At 74.4% G+C, this 16,024-nt stretch carries 15 protein-coding genes; 2 read left to right on the forward strand and 13 right to left on the reverse strand.

Annotation, left to right across the window (positions count from 1 at the left end):
- Positions 1-2: 2 nt before the first annotated feature.
- A complete protein-coding gene (gene sigJ / locus FXF52_RS32430) occupies positions 3-920 on the reverse strand; it encodes an RNA polymerase sigma factor SigJ (protein ID WP_148802771.1) in 918 nt (305 codons plus the stop codon).
- A 101-nt stretch (positions 921-1,021) separates the two neighbouring features.
- Here sigJ and FXF52_RS32435 point away from each other — a divergent pair, with 101 nt between their 5' ends.
- Entirely contained in the window at positions 1,022-1,390 is a 369-nt protein-coding gene (locus FXF52_RS32435) for a hypothetical protein (protein ID WP_148802774.1), read from the forward strand.
- A gap of 48 nt (positions 1,391-1,438) precedes the next feature.
- On the opposite strand, the gene FXF52_RS32440 is transcribed toward FXF52_RS32435, so the two are convergent.
- Complete coding sequence (locus FXF52_RS32440) at positions 1,439-2,215, reverse strand: hypothetical protein (RefSeq protein WP_148802777.1); 777 nt, start codon at positions 2,213-2,215, stop codon at positions 1,439-1,441.
- Between the two features lie 171 nt (positions 2,216-2,386).
- Between FXF52_RS32440 and FXF52_RS32445 the strand changes: the two genes are divergently transcribed.
- Positions 2,387-3,100: a hypothetical protein gene (locus tag FXF52_RS32445; RefSeq protein WP_148802780.1), complete on the forward strand. Its 714-nt coding sequence runs from the start codon at positions 2,387-2,389 to the stop codon at positions 3,098-3,100.
- A 5-nt stretch (positions 3,101-3,105) separates the two neighbouring features.
- Here FXF52_RS32445 and FXF52_RS32450 read toward each other — a convergent pair whose 3' ends face one another.
- From FXF52_RS32450 to FXF52_RS32500, 11 genes are all read right to left on the reverse strand, one after another.
- On the reverse strand, positions 3,106-3,660 hold the full coding sequence (locus tag FXF52_RS32450; protein ID WP_148802783.1) for a GNAT family N-acetyltransferase: 555 nt from the start codon (positions 3,658-3,660) through the stop codon (positions 3,106-3,108).
- A 6-nt stretch (positions 3,661-3,666) separates the two neighbouring features.
- On the reverse strand, positions 3,667-5,022 hold the full coding sequence (locus FXF52_RS32455; protein WP_370518055.1) for a methylaspartate mutase: 1,356 nt from the start codon (positions 5,020-5,022) through the stop codon (positions 3,667-3,669).
- Between the two features lie 67 nt (positions 5,023-5,089).
- Positions 5,090-5,557, reverse strand: coding sequence for a cobalamin B12-binding domain-containing protein (locus FXF52_RS32460; RefSeq protein WP_148802788.1), 468 nt, complete (start codon positions 5,555-5,557; stop codon positions 5,090-5,092).
- Entirely contained in the window at positions 5,554-6,177 is a 624-nt protein-coding gene (locus FXF52_RS32465; protein ID WP_148802791.1) for a 2-hydroxychromene-2-carboxylate isomerase, read from the reverse strand. Before FXF52_RS32465 ends, FXF52_RS32460 begins: the two co-directional genes overlap by 4 nt.
- Positions 6,178-6,197: 20 nt before the next feature.
- Positions 6,198-7,067, reverse strand: a complete 870-nt coding sequence (locus FXF52_RS32470; RefSeq protein WP_148802794.1) for an alpha/beta fold hydrolase — start codon at positions 7,065-7,067, stop codon at positions 6,198-6,200.
- 78 nt (positions 7,068-7,145) lie between these two features.
- The gene (locus tag FXF52_RS32475) at positions 7,146-7,403 is read right to left on the reverse strand and encodes an acyl carrier protein (RefSeq protein ID WP_255472567.1); all 258 of its coding nucleotides are present in this window, start codon (positions 7,401-7,403) and stop codon (positions 7,146-7,148) included.
- Between the two features lie 36 nt (positions 7,404-7,439).
- The gene (locus FXF52_RS32480) at positions 7,440-7,922 is read right to left on the reverse strand and encodes a 3-hydroxyacyl-ACP dehydratase FabZ family protein (protein ID WP_148802797.1); all 483 of its coding nucleotides are present in this window, start codon (positions 7,920-7,922) and stop codon (positions 7,440-7,442) included.
- The gene (locus tag FXF52_RS32485; protein WP_148802800.1) at positions 7,915-8,331 is read right to left on the reverse strand and encodes a 3-hydroxyacyl-ACP dehydratase FabZ family protein; all 417 of its coding nucleotides are present in this window, start codon (positions 8,329-8,331) and stop codon (positions 7,915-7,917) included. The genes FXF52_RS32480 and FXF52_RS32485 overlap by 8 nt, the downstream gene beginning before the upstream one ends.
- 73 nt (positions 8,332-8,404) lie before the next feature.
- Positions 8,405-9,142 (reverse strand): 3-oxoacyl-[acyl-carrier-protein] reductase, encoded by a 738-nt coding sequence (gene fabG, locus FXF52_RS32490; RefSeq protein WP_148802803.1) that lies wholly within the window; start codon positions 9,140-9,142, stop codon positions 8,405-8,407.
- Between the two features lie 9 nt (positions 9,143-9,151).
- Entirely contained in the window at positions 9,152-9,385 is a 234-nt protein-coding gene (locus FXF52_RS32495) for an MbtH family protein (RefSeq protein ID WP_148802805.1), read from the reverse strand.
- Positions 9,382-16,011: a non-ribosomal peptide synthetase gene (locus FXF52_RS32500; RefSeq protein WP_148802808.1), complete on the reverse strand. Its 6,630-nt coding sequence runs from the start codon at positions 16,009-16,011 to the stop codon at positions 9,382-9,384. Before FXF52_RS32500 ends, FXF52_RS32495 begins: the two co-directional genes overlap by 4 nt.
- Between the last annotated feature and the right edge of the window lie 13 nt (positions 16,012-16,024).

A 16,024-nucleotide genomic window follows, 5' to 3' on the forward strand; every position in this document is an offset into this window, starting at 1 on the left:
GCCTAGCCCTCCCGCGCCCACGGCCGCAGCTTCTCCGGGTTGCGGACCGCCCAGATCCGGGTGACGCGCCCGTCGGCGACGTCGAACGAGGCTACGGTCACGACGACGCCGGCACGCTGGGCCACCAGGCCCGGCACACCGTTGACCGACCGCTCCAGGAGTTCGAGCCCCGGCGCCTTGTCGGCGATGGCGACCAGGTACTGGGCGATGCGCGCGCCGCCCTCGACCGGGCGCAGGACGGTGCCGACCATGCCGCCGCCGTCGGCGGTCATCACGGCCGCCGGGTTGAGGAGACCGACGAGGGCTGCGATGTCCTTGGCCTCCCATGCCTCCTTGACCTGCCGCACCACGTCGGCCTGGCCGGTAGCCGGCACCGGAGCGCGCGCGACGCTCACCCGCCGTCGGGCGGAGGCCGCCAGTTGCTTGCAGGCCGCCGGGGTCCGGCCGAGAACGTCGGCGATCTCGGCGAACGGATACCGGAAGACCTCGTGCAGGACGAACGCCACCCGCTCGGCGGGCGTCATCGACTCCAGGACGACGAGGAAGGCCATGGCCACCGACTCGTCCAGAACGATCTGGTCGGCGGGGTCTGCGCGGCCGGTGGGGTCGGCGCCGCCCGCGTGGTCCCACTCGGTGCGGTCGGGCAGCGGCTCGGGCAGCCACGCGCCGACATAGCGTTCACGGCGGGCCCGCGCCGAGCCGAGCAGGTCCAGGCAGATGCGGCTGGTCACCGTCGTCAGCCAGGCGCCGGGGGAGATGATCTCCTCCTGCCGGCTTCGCGGCAGCCCGTACCAGCGTGCGTAGGCATCCTGTACGGCGTCCTCGGCCTCGGTCACCGAACCGAGCAACCGGTAAGCGACATTGATCAGTTGGCGCCGCTCGCCGACTATCTCATCCGCGCTGGTCGCGACAGTCCCCACGCTTCCGGCCGCCCCCTCGCCTTACCTTTCGCAGGCCCGCGTCGTCGGGCTGGTGAGACCCTATCGACCTACTGCCCGCGGGCGGAAAAGGGGACTGTGACATGGCCACCCAGGTGACGGCGAACGCAGCACGCGGCTCCTCGTTCCTGCAGCTCGCGATCGCCCTGCAGACCCTGACCATCTTCCTTCAGGCGGTCTCCGCCGGACTGCTGCTGACCTCGTCCTACGGCGAGACGCTGCACAGTGTCGGAGCCCGGGTGATGTACGGGGCGTCGATGCTGTACGTGATCGCGGCGGTGCTGGCGTGGAAGCCGGGCGGCGGTTCACCCCGGGCTGTCTGGCACGCGTCAGGATTCCTCGTACTCGCCTCGGTCCAGGTCGTGCTGGGCATCGCGCACGTCCCGTCGGTCCATCTCCCCCTGGGTGTCCTGATGTTCGGTCTGAGTGTGCTGGCGCTGGCCCGGCGCTGAGGTCCGACGGGTCGGTTCGTTCCCGCCAGGCCCGGGTGTGGGTGACCGTCAGGCGGGGATGTTCCAGGCGGACGCCGTGAAGGTGACCGAGCCGTCCTTGGGGGTCGCGGTCACCGAGAGGAGCACCAGCTTCCAGGTGTTGGCCGAGGAGCGTGCGGCCTCGATCGAGGTGGTGATGCAGTAGACCTGGCCGCTCCGCAGCGCCTGCTCCTCGCCCGCGATGGGGCTGGTCCGAATCTGGTCCGCGCAGTCGTACGGGGTCACCTTGTCCGAGCTCACCTCGCCGGCATCGACGTCGTCGGAGGTGAGGTTGAAGTACGGGGAACCCGTGCCGCACGGCCGGCGGAACTCCAACTCGGCGACGCCGCTCTCGGTCTGCACGCGCGGCTCGTCCAGGTCGATGTAGACGGAGTCGCTGCAGCCGGACCCGGCCGGCACCCGCAGGGTCTGGGCGGTGTACCTGACCTCGTACCGGGTCTGCTTGTTCAGCTCGGGCACGGCGCCGGACTCGGTGGGTGCCGGCGCATCGGTCGTCTGCTCCGCGGCGGGCGGACCCGACGTCGGCGGCTGGCTCGGCGCGGCCCCCACGCCGGCTGGCGACGCCACGGCGGAGAGCTTGTCGAGCGCCTCGTTCGCCCGGTCCGCCGCCCGCCAGGACAGCAGCGCCGAGACGAGGGCGAGCACCAGCGCCACCCCGGCGACCGCCACGGCCAGGAGACCAGCGCCGGAGCGAGCCGGGCGGCCCGGGCCGCCGGTGCTCGACGGGTCCGTGGCGCCGTCGTTCGGCGCGGCCGGCGGCGGAACGAAGGAATCCGGAATGCTCATCGCCCACCCGTATCCTCGAACTAGATCATCCACTGTGGTCGACCGACACCGTACCGCACCGGAGCATCCGCTAGGTTGTCGACGATCCCTCGATCGAGCGTCCCTTGTACCTTGTCATGATCCGGCAAATGACGTCGCGCGACGGCGTTTGGTTTCCTCAGGTGGCGAGCGGTGAGCACATCCCCCCAGCACGATCCGGCCGGTTCCGGCCGGCTGTCCGGCGGTCGGCGCCCGCGCGACCGCGCCACCGCGATCGGCACAGTCATCGGCGCGCTGGGGCTGCTGGTGTCGATCCTGGCCTGGCAATGGCCCAAGGACCCCGCGGCCGACGCCACGCCTCCGCCGGCGACCGTCGGCGGGGACCAACCGGCCGGGCCGACGACCAACTCGCCGGGCGGCCCGACGACGGGCTCGCAGTCGCCGTCCAGCACCCCCTCGTCCGGGCCGGGGGTCTACCTGGCCGACCTCACCCCGCGTAACGGCGAGGACAAGCTGGTCGACATCCCGCCCGCGGTTCGGAAGCGGCCCGACTACACCAGCCACGCCATCGCGATCCGCTGCCCGCGCAACGGCAGCGATCCGGCCACGGTGGTCACCTACCAGCTCTCCCGGCACTACCAGCGGTTCGACGCGACCGTGCACCCGTACTACCCGCCCGGCTCGGACCAACAGTCGGCCACCTTGGTCACGGTCATCCGGGGTGACCAGCAGCCGGACACGAGCGTCACCACCGGCGAGGTCGGCGCGGAGCAGCGGGCACAACCGGGCAAGCCGCGCCCGCTCACCGCCGTCGTGGAGAAGGCGGACCAGCTCACCCTCCGGGTGGAGTGCGGCGACCCGAGCGGCGTCGTGATGCTGACCGACGCCCGGCTCACCCCCGCCTGACCCGGTCAGCCCGTCGCGCCGGATTTGCCGAGCGCGAAGACGACGATGGTCCGCCGGTCGCCGTCGCCCGCCGGCTCGGTGCGGGTGCCGGTCCGGTGGAACCCGGCCTTCTCCGCCACCCGGATCGAGGCCAGGTTCGCCTCGTCCGCCTCCAGGATCAGCCGCGCCAGGCCCAGGTCGGTCAGGGCCCAGCGGGCCAGCAGCCGGACCGCCCGGGGCGCGACGCCCTGCCCCCGGCGCTGCGGGAACACCCCGTACGCGACGGTGGCCACCGTGTCGCTGCGGAACTGGAGGTTGATGCTCCCGACCGGTTCGTCGGTCGACGCGTCCGCGATCACCAGCGGGGCGGCCTTCCCGCTGCGCCACATGTCCTCGCCCCGCGCCACACAGTCGCGGCGCGCCTGCGCGTCCATCGGCTCGTCGTCCAGCCAGCGGCGGATCTCCGGGTCGTGGCTGGCCGCGGCGATCGACTCGACGTCGGACTCCCGGCGCGGCCGCAGCGCGACCGTGCCGTCAGTCAGCGGCGTGGCCGGCGGTTCGATCGGCGCGGAACGGGTCATGGACGGTCATGGTACGGGTGATCCCTGGGCGGGCCGGTGGGCGAACTCCGTGGCGGGCAACTCCACGACGGGACGGGTCCCGACCTCCGGCGCGGCCGTGTCGTACCGGCTGGCCACGTACGACAGCGCGGCGAGCAGCCCGTCGCTGGTCATCTCCACCGGCCGTCCGCCGGCCGACCGGTCGACGGTCACCGGCATCCGGCCGGCCCGGGACCACGCCAGCCGCCCCCGGTCGGTGATGTATCCGCGCGCCTGCCCGGCGTTGTCCGGGTGCAGGCAGTACGGGATGTCCAGGTAGCCGCGCTGGAAGGCCCGGCGGAGGGCGACCCCGACGTCTTCGCTGAGCTCCAGCACCGCCTCGATCAGCGTCCGCGCCTCGGCGTAGATGCCGGTGTCCGGGGCCTCGGCCGGGGCCGGTCGCTCGGCGGCGGCGACCCGGGCGGCGTGCTCCAGCGCGGCCACGTTCTCCTCGATGGTCGGGATGCGGTGCGCCTCCGCCGGGGTCTTCACGATCAGGCGGGCCGCTGCCCCGCGTACCGCCAGCCGGGCGGCGGTGCCGAGCAGCCGCAGCGCCCCCTCGGTGGTCCGGGGATACACGCCCATGTAGGTGTAGAGCACCACGTGGCTGTCCAGGTCGGGCAGCCATTCGTCGATCAGCCGGCGCAGCGCGGCCAGCGCCTCCTCGTCCTGCTCCGGCGAGGTCTGCTGCGCGTAACTGAGCGAGACGCTGCGCAGCCCGTGCTGCCGGAAGAACATGCCCTCCAGCACGGTCACGGCGAGCAGCAGGCTCGGCGGGCAGAGCTGGCCCAGCAGGCAGCCGCCGAAGCTCTCCAGGTGCGGTTCGACGCCGAGGTCCCGCAGCCGGGTGTAGCCGGCGCAGCACCGCGCCCAGCTGTCGACCGCGTCCCGCAGCGGCACCCGGCTGTAGGGCAGGCAGTACGAGACCGGCCCGCCCTCGGTCGCGTCCACCCCGGTCCGCAACAGCGCGGCGAAGATCTGCTCGGGTCGCGCCGAGCCGTGCCGCACCTGCACCGGCACGTCGTGCCGCCCGGCGGCGGCGAGCACCCAGCGGGTCACCTCCGGGGGGTGCGCCACGATCGGGTACCCGTTCAGGGGTGACCCGTCGGCCAGGGCGCGCCGGACGGCCGCGTGGTCGCCGACCCGGGTGTAGCTGTCCAGCGTCACGGTGGCCACGGTGACCGCCCGGGCCCGGGCCACCGCGTCCAGGCCGGCGCGCATGGTGGCCGGGTCGCCGAAGCCCATCCGGGGCTGCACGACCAGCTCGCCCCGCGCCTGCGCGGCGGCGACGGCCGCGGCGAACGGACCGCGCGGCAGGCTCACGCCGCCGCTCCGCTCGCTCACGGCGCCGCTCCGCGTTGCGCAGCGGCGGCGCGTGGCGTCCCGCTGCTGAGCCCGATGGTTCGCTCGCTCATCCCGACCGGTCCGCCGCGACGAGTTCGAGCCGGCCGAGGTACTCCAGGAACCGGTCCCGGTCGGCGCCGTCGTCGAAGACGGCCGTGTAGCCGGCGGCGAAGAGTTCGGCGACCTGCGCCCCGGTCAGGCTGCCGTCGACGCCCAGCTTGCCGCCGATGACGATCGGCACGTCGGCCAGCGCCGGGTCGGCCCGCAGCACGGCGGCCAGCCGCTTGCCGTCCGTGCCGCCGTGCCCGTTGACGCTGGAGACCACCACCAGGTCGGGGTTGTTCCGGCGGCACTCGGCGGCGAACAGTTCCTCCGGTACGCAGGCGCCCAGGTTGATCACCCGATGCCCGGCCTCCTCCAGCAACAGTTGCAGGTAGACCAGGTTCCAGGTGTGCGCGTCGGAGGAGACCGTGCCGAGCAGCACGGTGCGGCCACCGCCGGTCGGCGCCGGGTGGACCGGGGCCAGCACGGTCACGGGCGTACCCCCGCGGTGTGCAGGGCGTCGAGGAAACCGTCCAGCCGCTCCAGGCCCCAGAACCGGTGCCGGCCGACGATGAAGTACGGCACCGCGAAGATGTCGTCGTCGTACGCGCTGGCCAGCGCCTGCACCGCCGCCTCGCGCAGCCCGGGGTCGGCGGCCGCGCCGACCGCCCCGGCCGGGTCGATCCCCGCCTCGGTGGCCAGGCCGGCCAGCACCGCCGGGTCGCTGATGTTCTCGCCCTCCTCCCACCGGGCGCGGACCGCCGCCTGGTAGAACTCCCAGCCGCGGCCCTGCTCGCGGGCGTACAGCCAGGCCAGGTGCGGCACCGCCCAGTCGACATCCATGTCCGCCGGCCACACCATCCGGTACCCGAGCCGGTGCACCAGCCGGTTGGTGTCGACCAGCAGGTACTCGTGTTTCGCGCGGCTGATCGGGGTGTCCAGGAAGCCGGAGTCCGCCTCGGCCAACGCGGCGCGCAACCCGTCCGCCGGCGCCCAGTGCGGCACGAAGGTGATGACGTCCGGCGCTTCCGGCCAGCGCTCCGTGAGCTGGCGTACGGCGAGCCAGCTGCGCGGGCTGCGGAACGAGAAGTAGAGCCGGGGAGGCTTACGCATGTCGGGGTTTCTCCTCGGGATCAGGCGAGGGTCGGGGTGGGCAGCGCCGCGAGGAACCGCCGGATCTCCGCGGTCACCGCGGCGGCCTGCTCCAGGTGGCAGAAGTGACCGCCGTCGGGCCGGGTGTGCACGGACGCCACCGGCATGGCCCGGCGGAGCGCTTCGGTGCGGGCGCCGGCCAGGGCCGGGTCGAGCGTGCCGGTGACCACCAGGGTGGGCACCGTGACGGCGTCGAGCCCGAGCTCCGCGGTGGTGAGGAACTGGCGGAGCAGGGCGACGAAAGCGAGTGGGCTGACCCGGTCGAGGGCCTTCGCCACCATGGTGTCGACCAGGTCCGGGTCCAGGGTGTGCCGCCGCTCGCCCAGCCGGAGCCGGAGCCCCTCCCCGATCACAGCGCGGAACCGGGCCAGTTCCCGGTCGTGGAGCCGCCAGTCGACCGGGTCGTCGGGGGGTCGGAAGTGCGGGGCGAGCAGCACGACGCCGTCCAGACGACGGCTCCAGGTCGCGGCGCGGTGGCAGACGCGCCGAGCTGGCGTGGTCGGAGCGGGCCGGTCTGCCGCGGCGAGGAGTTCCAGCACCGCGTTCGCCCCGAACGAGTGGCCCACCAGCAGCGCGGGCGGCTCGGGGAGCAGTGCCAGGGCGTGCCGCAGCAGGGTGGCCGGGTGCGTGCGGTACACCCAGCCGTACCGGGCGCCAGCCCGCCAGGGCAGGTCGAGGGCATAGGGGGTGAAGGGGAGGTCAGTGCCCAGCTCGTCGACGAACGGCCGCCAGGTGTGCCAGGAATCCTCCAGGCCGTGGGCGAGCACCAGCGCCGGGCCGTCGCCCGGACCGCGGTGCACGGCGAGGCGTTCGCCGTCGCGCTCGGCCTCGACGACGGGATACCAGGTCACGGCGTACCTCCGAGCCTCGCCCGCCGCGGGGTGGCCAGGTGGTGGCTCCCCGCGGCGGGACCGGGGCGGTCATCTGGGTCAGTCCTGCCAGCCGGCGTACTGCTTGACGACGTCGTAGACGGCGCGCAGGTTCTCCATCCTGGGCAGCTCGGTCTGCGGGATCTCGATCTTGTACATCTTCTCCAGCCGGGCCAGGATCTCGATCGCCCGCAGCGAGTCCGCCTCGTGGTCGTCGACGAAGTGGCTGGTCTCGGTGATCTCCTCGGGCTCCACCTCGAGCACCTCGGCGACGACCTCGCGCAACTCGTTCATCCGGTTGCTCATGACCTGGGTCATCGTGCTGCCTTCCCTTCTCTGGTGTGACTGGTTGGTTCAGCCGGTCGGCCCGGCGGCCAGTTCGGTGTCCGGCCGGGCGACCGCGAGCATCGAGCCGACGACGGCGATCCGCCGCTCGCCGACCCAGGTCTCGCCGCGCATGACCGCGCTGTTGGGTTTGAGCGACTCCACCACCACCTCGTGGCGCAGGACGTCGCCCGGGTACGCGGCGCCGAGGAACTCGAAGTCCCGGGCCGCGCCGAACACGAGGGTGCCCTCCGGCGTCTCGCCGGTGGCCCGGGCGGAGAGCAGCCAGAGCGCCGCCCCGGCCTGCCCGAGCGACTCCACGATCAGCGCCGGTGGATAGGCGTACGCGGACTGCGGCAGGCCCTCGGCGAGGCCGGCGAAGCACGGCTCGGTGCCGGTGACCGCCTTGATCGCCACGATGCGCCGGCCGGGCTCCACCTCGAGGACCCGGTCCACCTGCAGGATCGGGTGCCGGTGCGGCAGGATCGCGGTGAGGTCGGCGTACTCAAGCATCGGTCGCCCCCGGCCGTACCCGCAGCTCCAGGGTGACCTTTGCGGTGGCCGCGCCGTCGCCGCGGCGGCAGTCGGCGACCACCCGGACCCGGTGCGGGTCGTCCGGGTCGTCGCGCAGCTGGCAGCTCGCGGTGAGCACGTCACCGGGCAGCAGCGGCGCCTTGAACCGGACCGACCGCACGGCGGCCAGCTCCACCCGGACGTCCGGGCCGCGGTCGGCTTCGACGGCCCGCCGGGCCGCCTGGTGGACCGTCTCCACGGTGAACACGCCCGGGTAGATGGGGAAGCCCGGGTAGTGGCCCGCCAGGTACGGGTCGGTGGCCACGATCCGCTTGGTCGCCGTGATGCCGTCGGCGCTCGGGTCCACCTGGTCGACCGCGTCCAGTGGCGCGGCGAAACTGCGGCTCATGGCCCTCCTCTCCGATCTCTGTCCGTATTGCACCGGCGCCGGCTCGAGGCCGGCTTAAGGTCGGCTCGCGCCGTCAGAGCACGATCCCGCCGTCGACCTGGAGCACCTGGCCGGTGATGTATGCGGCCCGGTCGGAGGCGAGGAAGGCCACCAGCTCCGCGACGTCGGCCGGCTGGCCGAGCCGGCGCAGCGGGATCATGCCGACCGCCTTCGCCCGGGCCTTCTCGGACAGCGCGGCGGTCATGTCCGTCTCGATGAACCCGGGCGCCACCACGTTCACCCGGACCCCGTACGGGCCCAGCTCCTTGGCCAGGGCGCGGCTCATCGCGTTGATCCCGCCCTTGCTGGCCGAGTAGTTGGCCTGGGTGGCGTTGCCGTACACCCCGGCGACCGAGGACATGTTGATCACGGTGCCGCGCTTGCGCTTCATGAAGCCGAACACCACCGTCCGGCAGAAGTTGAAGGTGCCGGTGAGGTTGGTGTCCAGCACCGCCTCCCAGTCGGCGAACGGCATCAGCACCAGCGGCTTGTCCCGGACGATGCCGGCGCTGTTGACCAGCACCTCCACCGGCCCGAGGTCCGCCTCGGCGGCGGCGACGAACTCGGTCACCGCGTCCGGGTCGGCCACGTCGCAGGGGGCGTGGAAGCAGCGCACCCCGCGCTGCTTGATCGCGTCGGCCGTCTCCGCCGCCGCCTCGCCGCCGCTGCGGTAGCAGAACGCCACGTCGTACCCGTCCTCGGCCAGCCGCAGCGCCACCGCGCGGCCGATGCCACGCGAGCCGCCGGTGACCAGCGCGGTGCGCTGCTCCATCCCGTCCCCCTAGCGGGCCGCGGCCGCGCCGTCGGCGGCCATCGCGGCGATCAGGCTCTTCGGGCGCATGTCGGTCCACTCGCGCTCGACGTAGTCGAGGCAGGCCTGCCGGCTGTCCTCGCCGAAGGCGGTGTGCCAACCGTCGGGCGCCGGCACGAACGACGGCCACAGCGAGTGCTGCCCCTCGTCGTTGACCAGCACCACGTACCGGCCCTCCTCGTTCTCGAACGGGTTGCTGCTCATCGCGGTTCTCCCTCTCGCTCGGAATCGGTGTCGATCGCGTTCAGCCGCTCGGCCAGCACCCGGCCGATGGCGGCCAGGGGTTCCGGCTGGGTCATGTCGTTGTGCTGGCAGTCGACGTCGTGCGTCTGCACGCCGCCGGACAGGTACGGCCGCCAGGCGGCCCGCGGGTCCACCCCGGGTGCCCGGTCGCGGGTGGCGACGAACAGCAGCGCGTCGAGGTCGACGTGCCCCGGGCGGTGCTCCCGGGCCAGCCGGGAGTTGTTGGCGAACACCTCGTACAGGGCGGTGATGTGCCGCGCCTCTAGCCGGCCGAGCACGCCCTCGTTGCGGCTGAGCAGCTCGGCGACCTGCTCCTCGTCGACCGACCCGGCGGCGGCGTCGGCCGGGTAGCCGGCCAGCTGCAGCATCCCGCCGAGGAACTCGGCCCGGTTGAGGATCGCCGGCTCGGCCCGCTCCGCCTCGGTCTTCGGGAACGAGTCCAGCAGCGCCAGCAGCGCCACCTGCTCGCCGTCGGCCCGCAGCCGGGCGGCGATCTCGTGCGCGATCAGCCCGCCGAACGACCAGCCCAGCAGGTGGTACGGGCCGGCCGGCTGGACCTCGCGGATCCGGGCCAGGTAGTCCTCGGCGATCTGCCCCACGTTGCCCGGCAACTCGTCGCGCTCGGCCAGGCCCCGCGACTGCAGGCCGTAGATGGGCCGGTCGGTGAGGTGCCCCATCAGGCCGGAGTAGGACCAGCTGAAGCCGCTGGCCGGGTGGACGCAGAACAGCGGCGGCCGAGCGCCGTGCCGGCGCAGCGGCAGCAGCACGTCGAACGCGCTGCGGCCGTCGTCTGAGGTGTCGAGCCGGTCGGCCAGCTCGGCCACCGTCGGCGCCTCGAACAGCGTCCGCAGAGCCAGGTCCACCGCGAAGGTGGCGCGGACCCGGCTGATCAGCCGGGTGGCCAGCAGCGAGTGCCCGCCCAGGTCGAAGAAGCCGTCGTCGATGCCCACCTCGGGTACGCCGAGCACCTCGGCGAACAGGCCGCACAGCACCCGCTCCCGGTGGCTGCGGGGGGCGCGCCGCTCGGCGCCGGCCCCGGTGTCGGCGGCGTCCGGCACCGGCAGGGCACCCCGGTTCAGCTTGCCGTTCGGGGTCAGCGGCAGCTCGTCCAGCACCACCACGGCCGCCGGCACCATGTACTCCGGCATCGCCGCGGCCACCGCGGCGCGCAGCTCGGCCGGCTGCGGGCTGCGGCCGGGCGCCGGCACGACGTACCCGACCAGGCGTTGGTCGCCGGGGCGGTCCTCGCGGACGATCACCGCGCCGCGGGCCACGTCGTCGTGGCCGGCCAGCACCGCCTCGATCTCGCCAAGCTCGATCCGGAACCCGCGCAGCTTGACCTGGTCGTCGACCCGGCGCAGGAACATCAGTTCGCCGGTGTCGGTCCACCGCACGATGTCGCCGGTGCGGTACATCCGGGTGCCGGGCGGGCCGAACGGGTCGGCCACGAACTTCCCGGCGGTCTGGCCCGGCCGGGCCAGGTAGCCGCGGGCCAGGCCACCACCGGCGACGTACAGCTCACCGGGCACGCCGGGCGGCACCGGCCGCAGCCGGGCGTCGAGCACGTACAGCCGGGTGTTGGCCAGCGGGCCGCCGATCGGCAGCGGGCCGGGCGGGATCACCGCGCCCGGGTCGATCCGGTACTCGGTGCAGTTGACCGTGGTCTCGGTCGGGCCGTACATGTTGTACACCGCCACGCCCGGGTGCTCGCGCCGCCACTCGTCGACCACCTCGCCGAGCAGCAGCTCCCCGCCGAGCAGCAGCTCGGCGGTCGGTGCGTAGTCGTCCGGCAGCGCGGCCAGCAGCGGCAGGTGGCTGGGGGTCGCCTTCAGGAAGGTACAGGCGTGCCGGCGCAGCCGCTCCCGGGTGGCCGGGTCGTCGTCCAGGCCGGCCACGTGCACCGTGCCGCCGACGGTCAGCGGCACCCACATGCCCGTGACGCTCAGGTCGAACGAGACCGACGAGTGCAGCAGCGCACTGCCGCGTACGCCCTGGTAGTCGCCGCCGGCGAAGGTGAGGTAGTCGGTGAGCGAGCGGTGCTCGATCACCACCCCCTTGGGCCGGCCGGTGGAGCCGGAGGTGTAGATGACGTACGCCGGGTTGGTCAGCCGCAGCGGGGCGACCCGATCGGCGTCGGTGACCGGGTCGGCGGCGAAGCCGTCCGGGTCGCACTCGTCCACCAGCAGCCGCGGCACCCCGCCCGCCGGCAGCTCGGCGGCCGTGGCCGCGTCGGTGAGCAGCAGCGCCGGCGCGGTGTCGGCGAGCATGAAGGCGATCCGGTCCGCCGGGTAGCCCGGGTCGACCGGCACGTAGGCGCCGCCGGCCTTGAGCACCGCGAGCAGCCAGCCGACCAGGCGGGCGGAGCGGGGCAGCGCCGCCGCGACGAACCGCTCCGGACCGACGCCCCGCGCGATGAGCAGCCGGGCCAGCCGGTTGCTGTACGCGTCCAGCTCGGCGTAGGTCAGCTCGGTCTCCGCGTCGACCAGGGCCGGCGCGTCCGGGGTGCGGGCGACCTGCGCGGCGAACAGCTCCGGCAGGGTCGCCGCCGGCACCGGGGCGGCGGTGTCGTTCCAAGTCACCAGCACCTGCTCGCGTTCCGCCCCGGTGAGCAGGTCAACCGCGCCGATCGGCTGGTCCGGGTCGGCCGCGAGGGCGGCGAGCACGGTGAGCAGCCGGTCGGCGATCCGCTCGACGGTGCCGTGGTCGAACAGGTCGGCGCTGTACTCGATCCGGCCGGCCAGCCCGGCCGGGCCCCCGGCCTCGTTCACCTGCTCGGCGAGGCTGACGTTCAGGTCGAACTTGGCCCCGCCGGTGCCCGCCGGCAGCCCCGACACCTCCAGGCCGGGCAGCTCGACGTCGAGCCGGGCGTGGTTGTGCACCGCCAGCACGACCTGGAACAGCGGGTGGCGGGCCACCGACCGGGCCGGGTTCAGCACCTCGACCAGCCGCTCGAACGGCACGTCCGCGTGGGCGTACGCGGCCAGGTCGGTGGCCCGGACCCGGTCCAGCAGTTCGCCGAAGGTCGGGTCGCCGGAGGTGTCGGTGCGCAGCACCAGCGTGTTGACGAAGAAGCCGATCAGCCCGTCGACGGCCTCGTCGACCCGGCCGGCGATCGGGGTGCCCAGCGGCACGTCCTCGCCGGCGCCGAGCCGGGTGAGCAGCGCCGCCAGGGCGGCCTGGGCCACCATGAACAGGCTCGCCTGCCGTTCCCGGGCCAGGCCGGTCAGCCGGGCGTGCAGCTCGGCCGGCACGTCGAAGGTGACGCTGCCGCCGCGCCGGCTGGACACCGCCGGGCGGGGCCGGTCCACCGGCAGCTCCAGCTGCTCGGGCAGCCCGGCGAGGGTCCGCGCCCAGTAGCCGGTCTGCCGGCTGACCAGGCTCTGCGGGTCGGTCTCCGCCCCCAGCACGGCGCGCTGCCAGAGCGCGAAGTCCGCGTACTGGACCGGCAGGGTGGGCAGGTCCGGCGCCCGGCCGGCCCGCCGGGCGGTGTACGCGGCGGCCAGGTCGGCCGAGAGCGGCCCGGCTGACTGCCCGTCGCTGGCGATGTGGTGCATCAGCAGCAGCAGGACGTGCTCGTCGTCGGCGAGCCGGAACAGGTCGGCGCGCAGCGGCGGCTCGCCGGCCAGGTCGAACCGGTGGCCGATCGCGGCGGCCAGCGCGGCGGGCAGTTCCGCCTCGGTGACGTCGTGCTCGGCCAGCCCGGGCACCGCCGCCGCCGGGTCGAGGACCCGCTGGTACGGCTCGCCGTCGACCTCGACGAAGACGGTCCGCAGCGTCTCGTGCCGGGCCGTCACGTCGGCCAGCGCGGCGTGCAGGGCGGCCCGGTCCAGCTCGCCGTGCAGCCGCAGCGTCAGCGGCACGTTGTAGCTGACGTCGGAGTCGTCGAACCGGTTGAGGAACCACAGCCGGCGCTGGGCGTACGACACCGGCACCAGTTCGGGGCGCGGCCCGGGGCGCAGCGGCGGGCGGCTCTCCTCGCCGGCCAGCAGCCGCGCGGCGAGGCCGGCCACGGTCGGGGTTTCGAAGACCGCCCGGATCGGCAGCTCCACGCCGAAGACCGCGCGGACCCGGTTGACGATCCGGGTGGCCAGCAGCGAGTGGCCGCCGAGGGCGAAGAAGTCGTCGTCCACGCTGACCCGGGCCACCCCGAGCACGTCGGCGAAGGCGCCGCAGAGCAGCTCCTCCTGGGGGGTGCGGGCGGCCCGACCGCCGGCGGAGCCGAAGTCCACCGCGGGCAGGGCCTTGCGGTCGACCTTGCCGTTGGCGCTCAGCGGCAGCGCGTCCAGCCGGACCACCACCGACGGCACCATGGCGTCCGGCAGCCGGGCGGCGACGTGGTCGCGTACCGTCTCCGGGTCGGTGTCCCCGACGACGTACCCGACGAGCCGGTTGGTGCCGGCCGGGTCGGTGTTCACCGCCACGGCGGCGGCGGTCACCCCGGCCGCGGCGCGCAGCGCCGCCTCGACCTCGCCCAGCTCGATCCGCTGGCCACGGATCTTGACCTGGTCGTCGTTGCGGCCGAGGAACTCCAGCTGCCCGTCGGGGCGGTAGCGGACCCGGTCGCCGGTGCGGTAGAGGCGGGCGCCGGGCCGGTCGGCGAACGGGTCGGCGACGAAGACGGTGGCGGTGCGGCGCGGGTCGCCCAGGTAGCCGAAGCCGACCCCGACGCCGCCGACGCAGAGCTCACCCGGTACGCCGGGCGGCACCGGCTGCAGGTTGGCGTCGAGCACGTACAGCTGGGTGTTGCGGATGGCCCGGCCGATCGGCACCCGGTCCGCGTCGACGTCGGCCGGGGTGGCGATGACCGCGTGCGTGACGTCGTCGGAGCACTCGGTCGGGCCGTACGCGTTGAGCAGCGGGATCTGTGGGAACCGGGCCAGCCAGCGGTGGCACAGCTGCGGCGGCAGCGCCTCGCCGGTGACCAGCAGCCAGCGCAGCTTCGGCAGGTCGGGCACCGGGGCGCCGGCGTCCCAGGCGTCCAGCGCGGTACGCAGCAGCGACGGCACCACCTCGAGGATGGTCACCCCGTGCCGCTCCACCCGGCCGAACAGGGCGCCCGGGTCCAGCGCGGTGTCGTCGTCGACCACGTCGACGCTGCCGCCGGTGAGCAGCGAGGAGAGCATCTGCCAGACCGAGACGTCGAAGGTGAGCGCCGCGTTCTGCACCACCACGTCGGCGTCGGTGAGGTCCAGATCCTCCACCTTGGCCAGCAGGTGGTTCAGCATCCCCCGCCGGTGCACCATGGCGCCCTTGGGCCGGCCGGTGGACCCGGAGGTGAAGATGACGTACGCGAGGTCGGCCAGGCCGGCGGCCAGCGGCGCGGACCCGACCGGCGGGCCGGCCTGGGCCAGCGGCAGCACGGTGACCGGGACCCCGGCGGCGGCGACCACCTCGGCGGCCGTCGCCTCGTGCGCCTGGTCGACCAGCAGCCAGCGGGCGCCGCTGTCGACCAGCAGGTCGGCGTTGCGGGCCACCGGCGAGCGCGGGTCCAGCGGCAGGTAGGCGCCGTCGGCGGTGAGCGCGGCCAGCACCCCGGTGATCGCGTCGGCGCCCCGGTCGGTCAGCAGCGCGACCAGGGAGCCCCGCCCGGCGCCGGCGGCCCGCAGCCGGGCGGCCAGTTCGTCGGCGCGGGCGATCAGCCCGGCGTAGGTGAGGGTCTGCCGCGGGTCGGTCACCGCGACCGCGTCGGGCCGGTCGGCGGCCACCGCCCGGATCAGGGTCACCGGGTCGTCGCCGGGCAGCGGCCGGCCGGTCGCGTTCCAGTCGACCAGCATCCGCCGCCGTTCGGCGGGGCCGACCACGTCGACCGCGCCGATCGGCGCGTCCGGGGTGGCGACGACGGCCTCCAGCATCCGGAGGAACCCGGCGAGGATCCGCTCGGCGGTGTCCTCGTCGAACAGGTCCCGGCTGTAGTCCAGCCGGCCGTCGATGCCGCCGGTGCCCGCCGGCCGCTCGGTCAGGTCGATGGACAGGTCGAACTGGGCCGCGTGCGCCCCGACGTTGTCGACCACGACCCGCAGCCCGGGCAGGTCCAGGTCCACCGTGGCGTTGTTCTGCAGCACCAGCATGACCTGGAACAGCGGGTTGCGGGCCATCGACCGGGGCGGATTGAGCACCTCGACCAGCCGCTCGAACGGGGTGTCCTGGTGGGAGTACGCGGCCAGGTCGGCCTCCCGGACCCGGTCCAGCAGCTGCCGGAACGTCGGGTTGCCGGCGGTGTCGGTGCGCAGCACCAGTGTGTTGACGAACATGCCGACCAGGTCGTCGACGGCGTCGTCGGTGCGGCCGGCGATGGGGCTGCCGATCGGCACGTCGGTGCCGGCGCCCAGCCGGGTGAGCAGCGCGGCCAGGGCCGCCTGGAACACCATGAACAGGCTGGCCCCGGTGGCGTGCACCAGCGCGGTGAGCCGCTCGTGCAGCGCCGGTTCGATGACGAAGGCGAGCATCCCGCCCTGGTGGCTGGCGACCGGCGGGCGGGGCCGGGGGGCCCGGGCGGGGCGCCCCGGCCCCGCCGCGGGCCCCCCGGGCCCCCCCAGACCCCCCCGCCTGCCGGGCGCGGCGTGCCGGGCGGGGTGCTGCCCCGGCACCCCCGGCGCCCCC

Origin of the sequence: Micromonospora sp. MP36 (assembly GCF_008119785.1) — a bacterium.
In the GTDB taxonomy this organism is placed as follows: Bacteria; Actinomycetota; Actinomycetes; order Mycobacteriales; family Micromonosporaceae; genus Micromonospora.

Excerpts from the sequence above, each read along its gene's own strand:
- FXF52_RS32440 (WP_148802777.1), bottom strand. The coding sequence starts at position 2,215 with ATGAGCATTCCGGATTCCTTCGTTCCGCCGCCGGCCGCGCCGAACGAC.
- FXF52_RS32485 (WP_148802800.1), bottom strand. The coding sequence starts at position 8,331 with ATGAGCCGCAGTTTCGCCGCGCCACTGGACGCGGTCGACCAGGTGGAC.
- FXF52_RS32465 (WP_148802791.1), bottom strand. The coding sequence starts at position 6,177 with ATGCGTAAGCCTCCCCGGCTCTACTTCTCGTTCCGCAGCCCGCGCAGC.
- FXF52_RS32450 (WP_148802783.1), bottom strand. The coding sequence starts at position 3,660 with ATGACCCGTTCCGCGCCGATCGAACCGCCGGCCACGCCGCTGACTGAC.
- FXF52_RS32495 (WP_148802805.1), bottom strand. The coding sequence starts at position 9,385 with ATGAGCAGCAACCCGTTCGAGAACGAGGAGGGCCGGTACGTGGTGCTG.
- FXF52_RS32435 (WP_148802774.1), top strand. The coding sequence starts at position 1,022 with ATGGCCACCCAGGTGACGGCGAACGCAGCACGCGGCTCCTCGTTCCTG.
- FXF52_RS32480 (WP_148802797.1), bottom strand. The coding sequence starts at position 7,922 with ATGCTTGAGTACGCCGACCTCACCGCGATCCTGCCGCACCGGCACCCG.
- FXF52_RS32475 (WP_255472567.1), bottom strand. The coding sequence starts at position 7,403 with ATGACCCAGGTCATGAGCAACCGGATGAACGAGTTGCGCGAGGTCGTC.
- fabG (WP_148802803.1), bottom strand. The coding sequence starts at position 9,142 with ATGGAGCAGCGCACCGCGCTGGTCACCGGCGGCTCGCGTGGCATCGGC.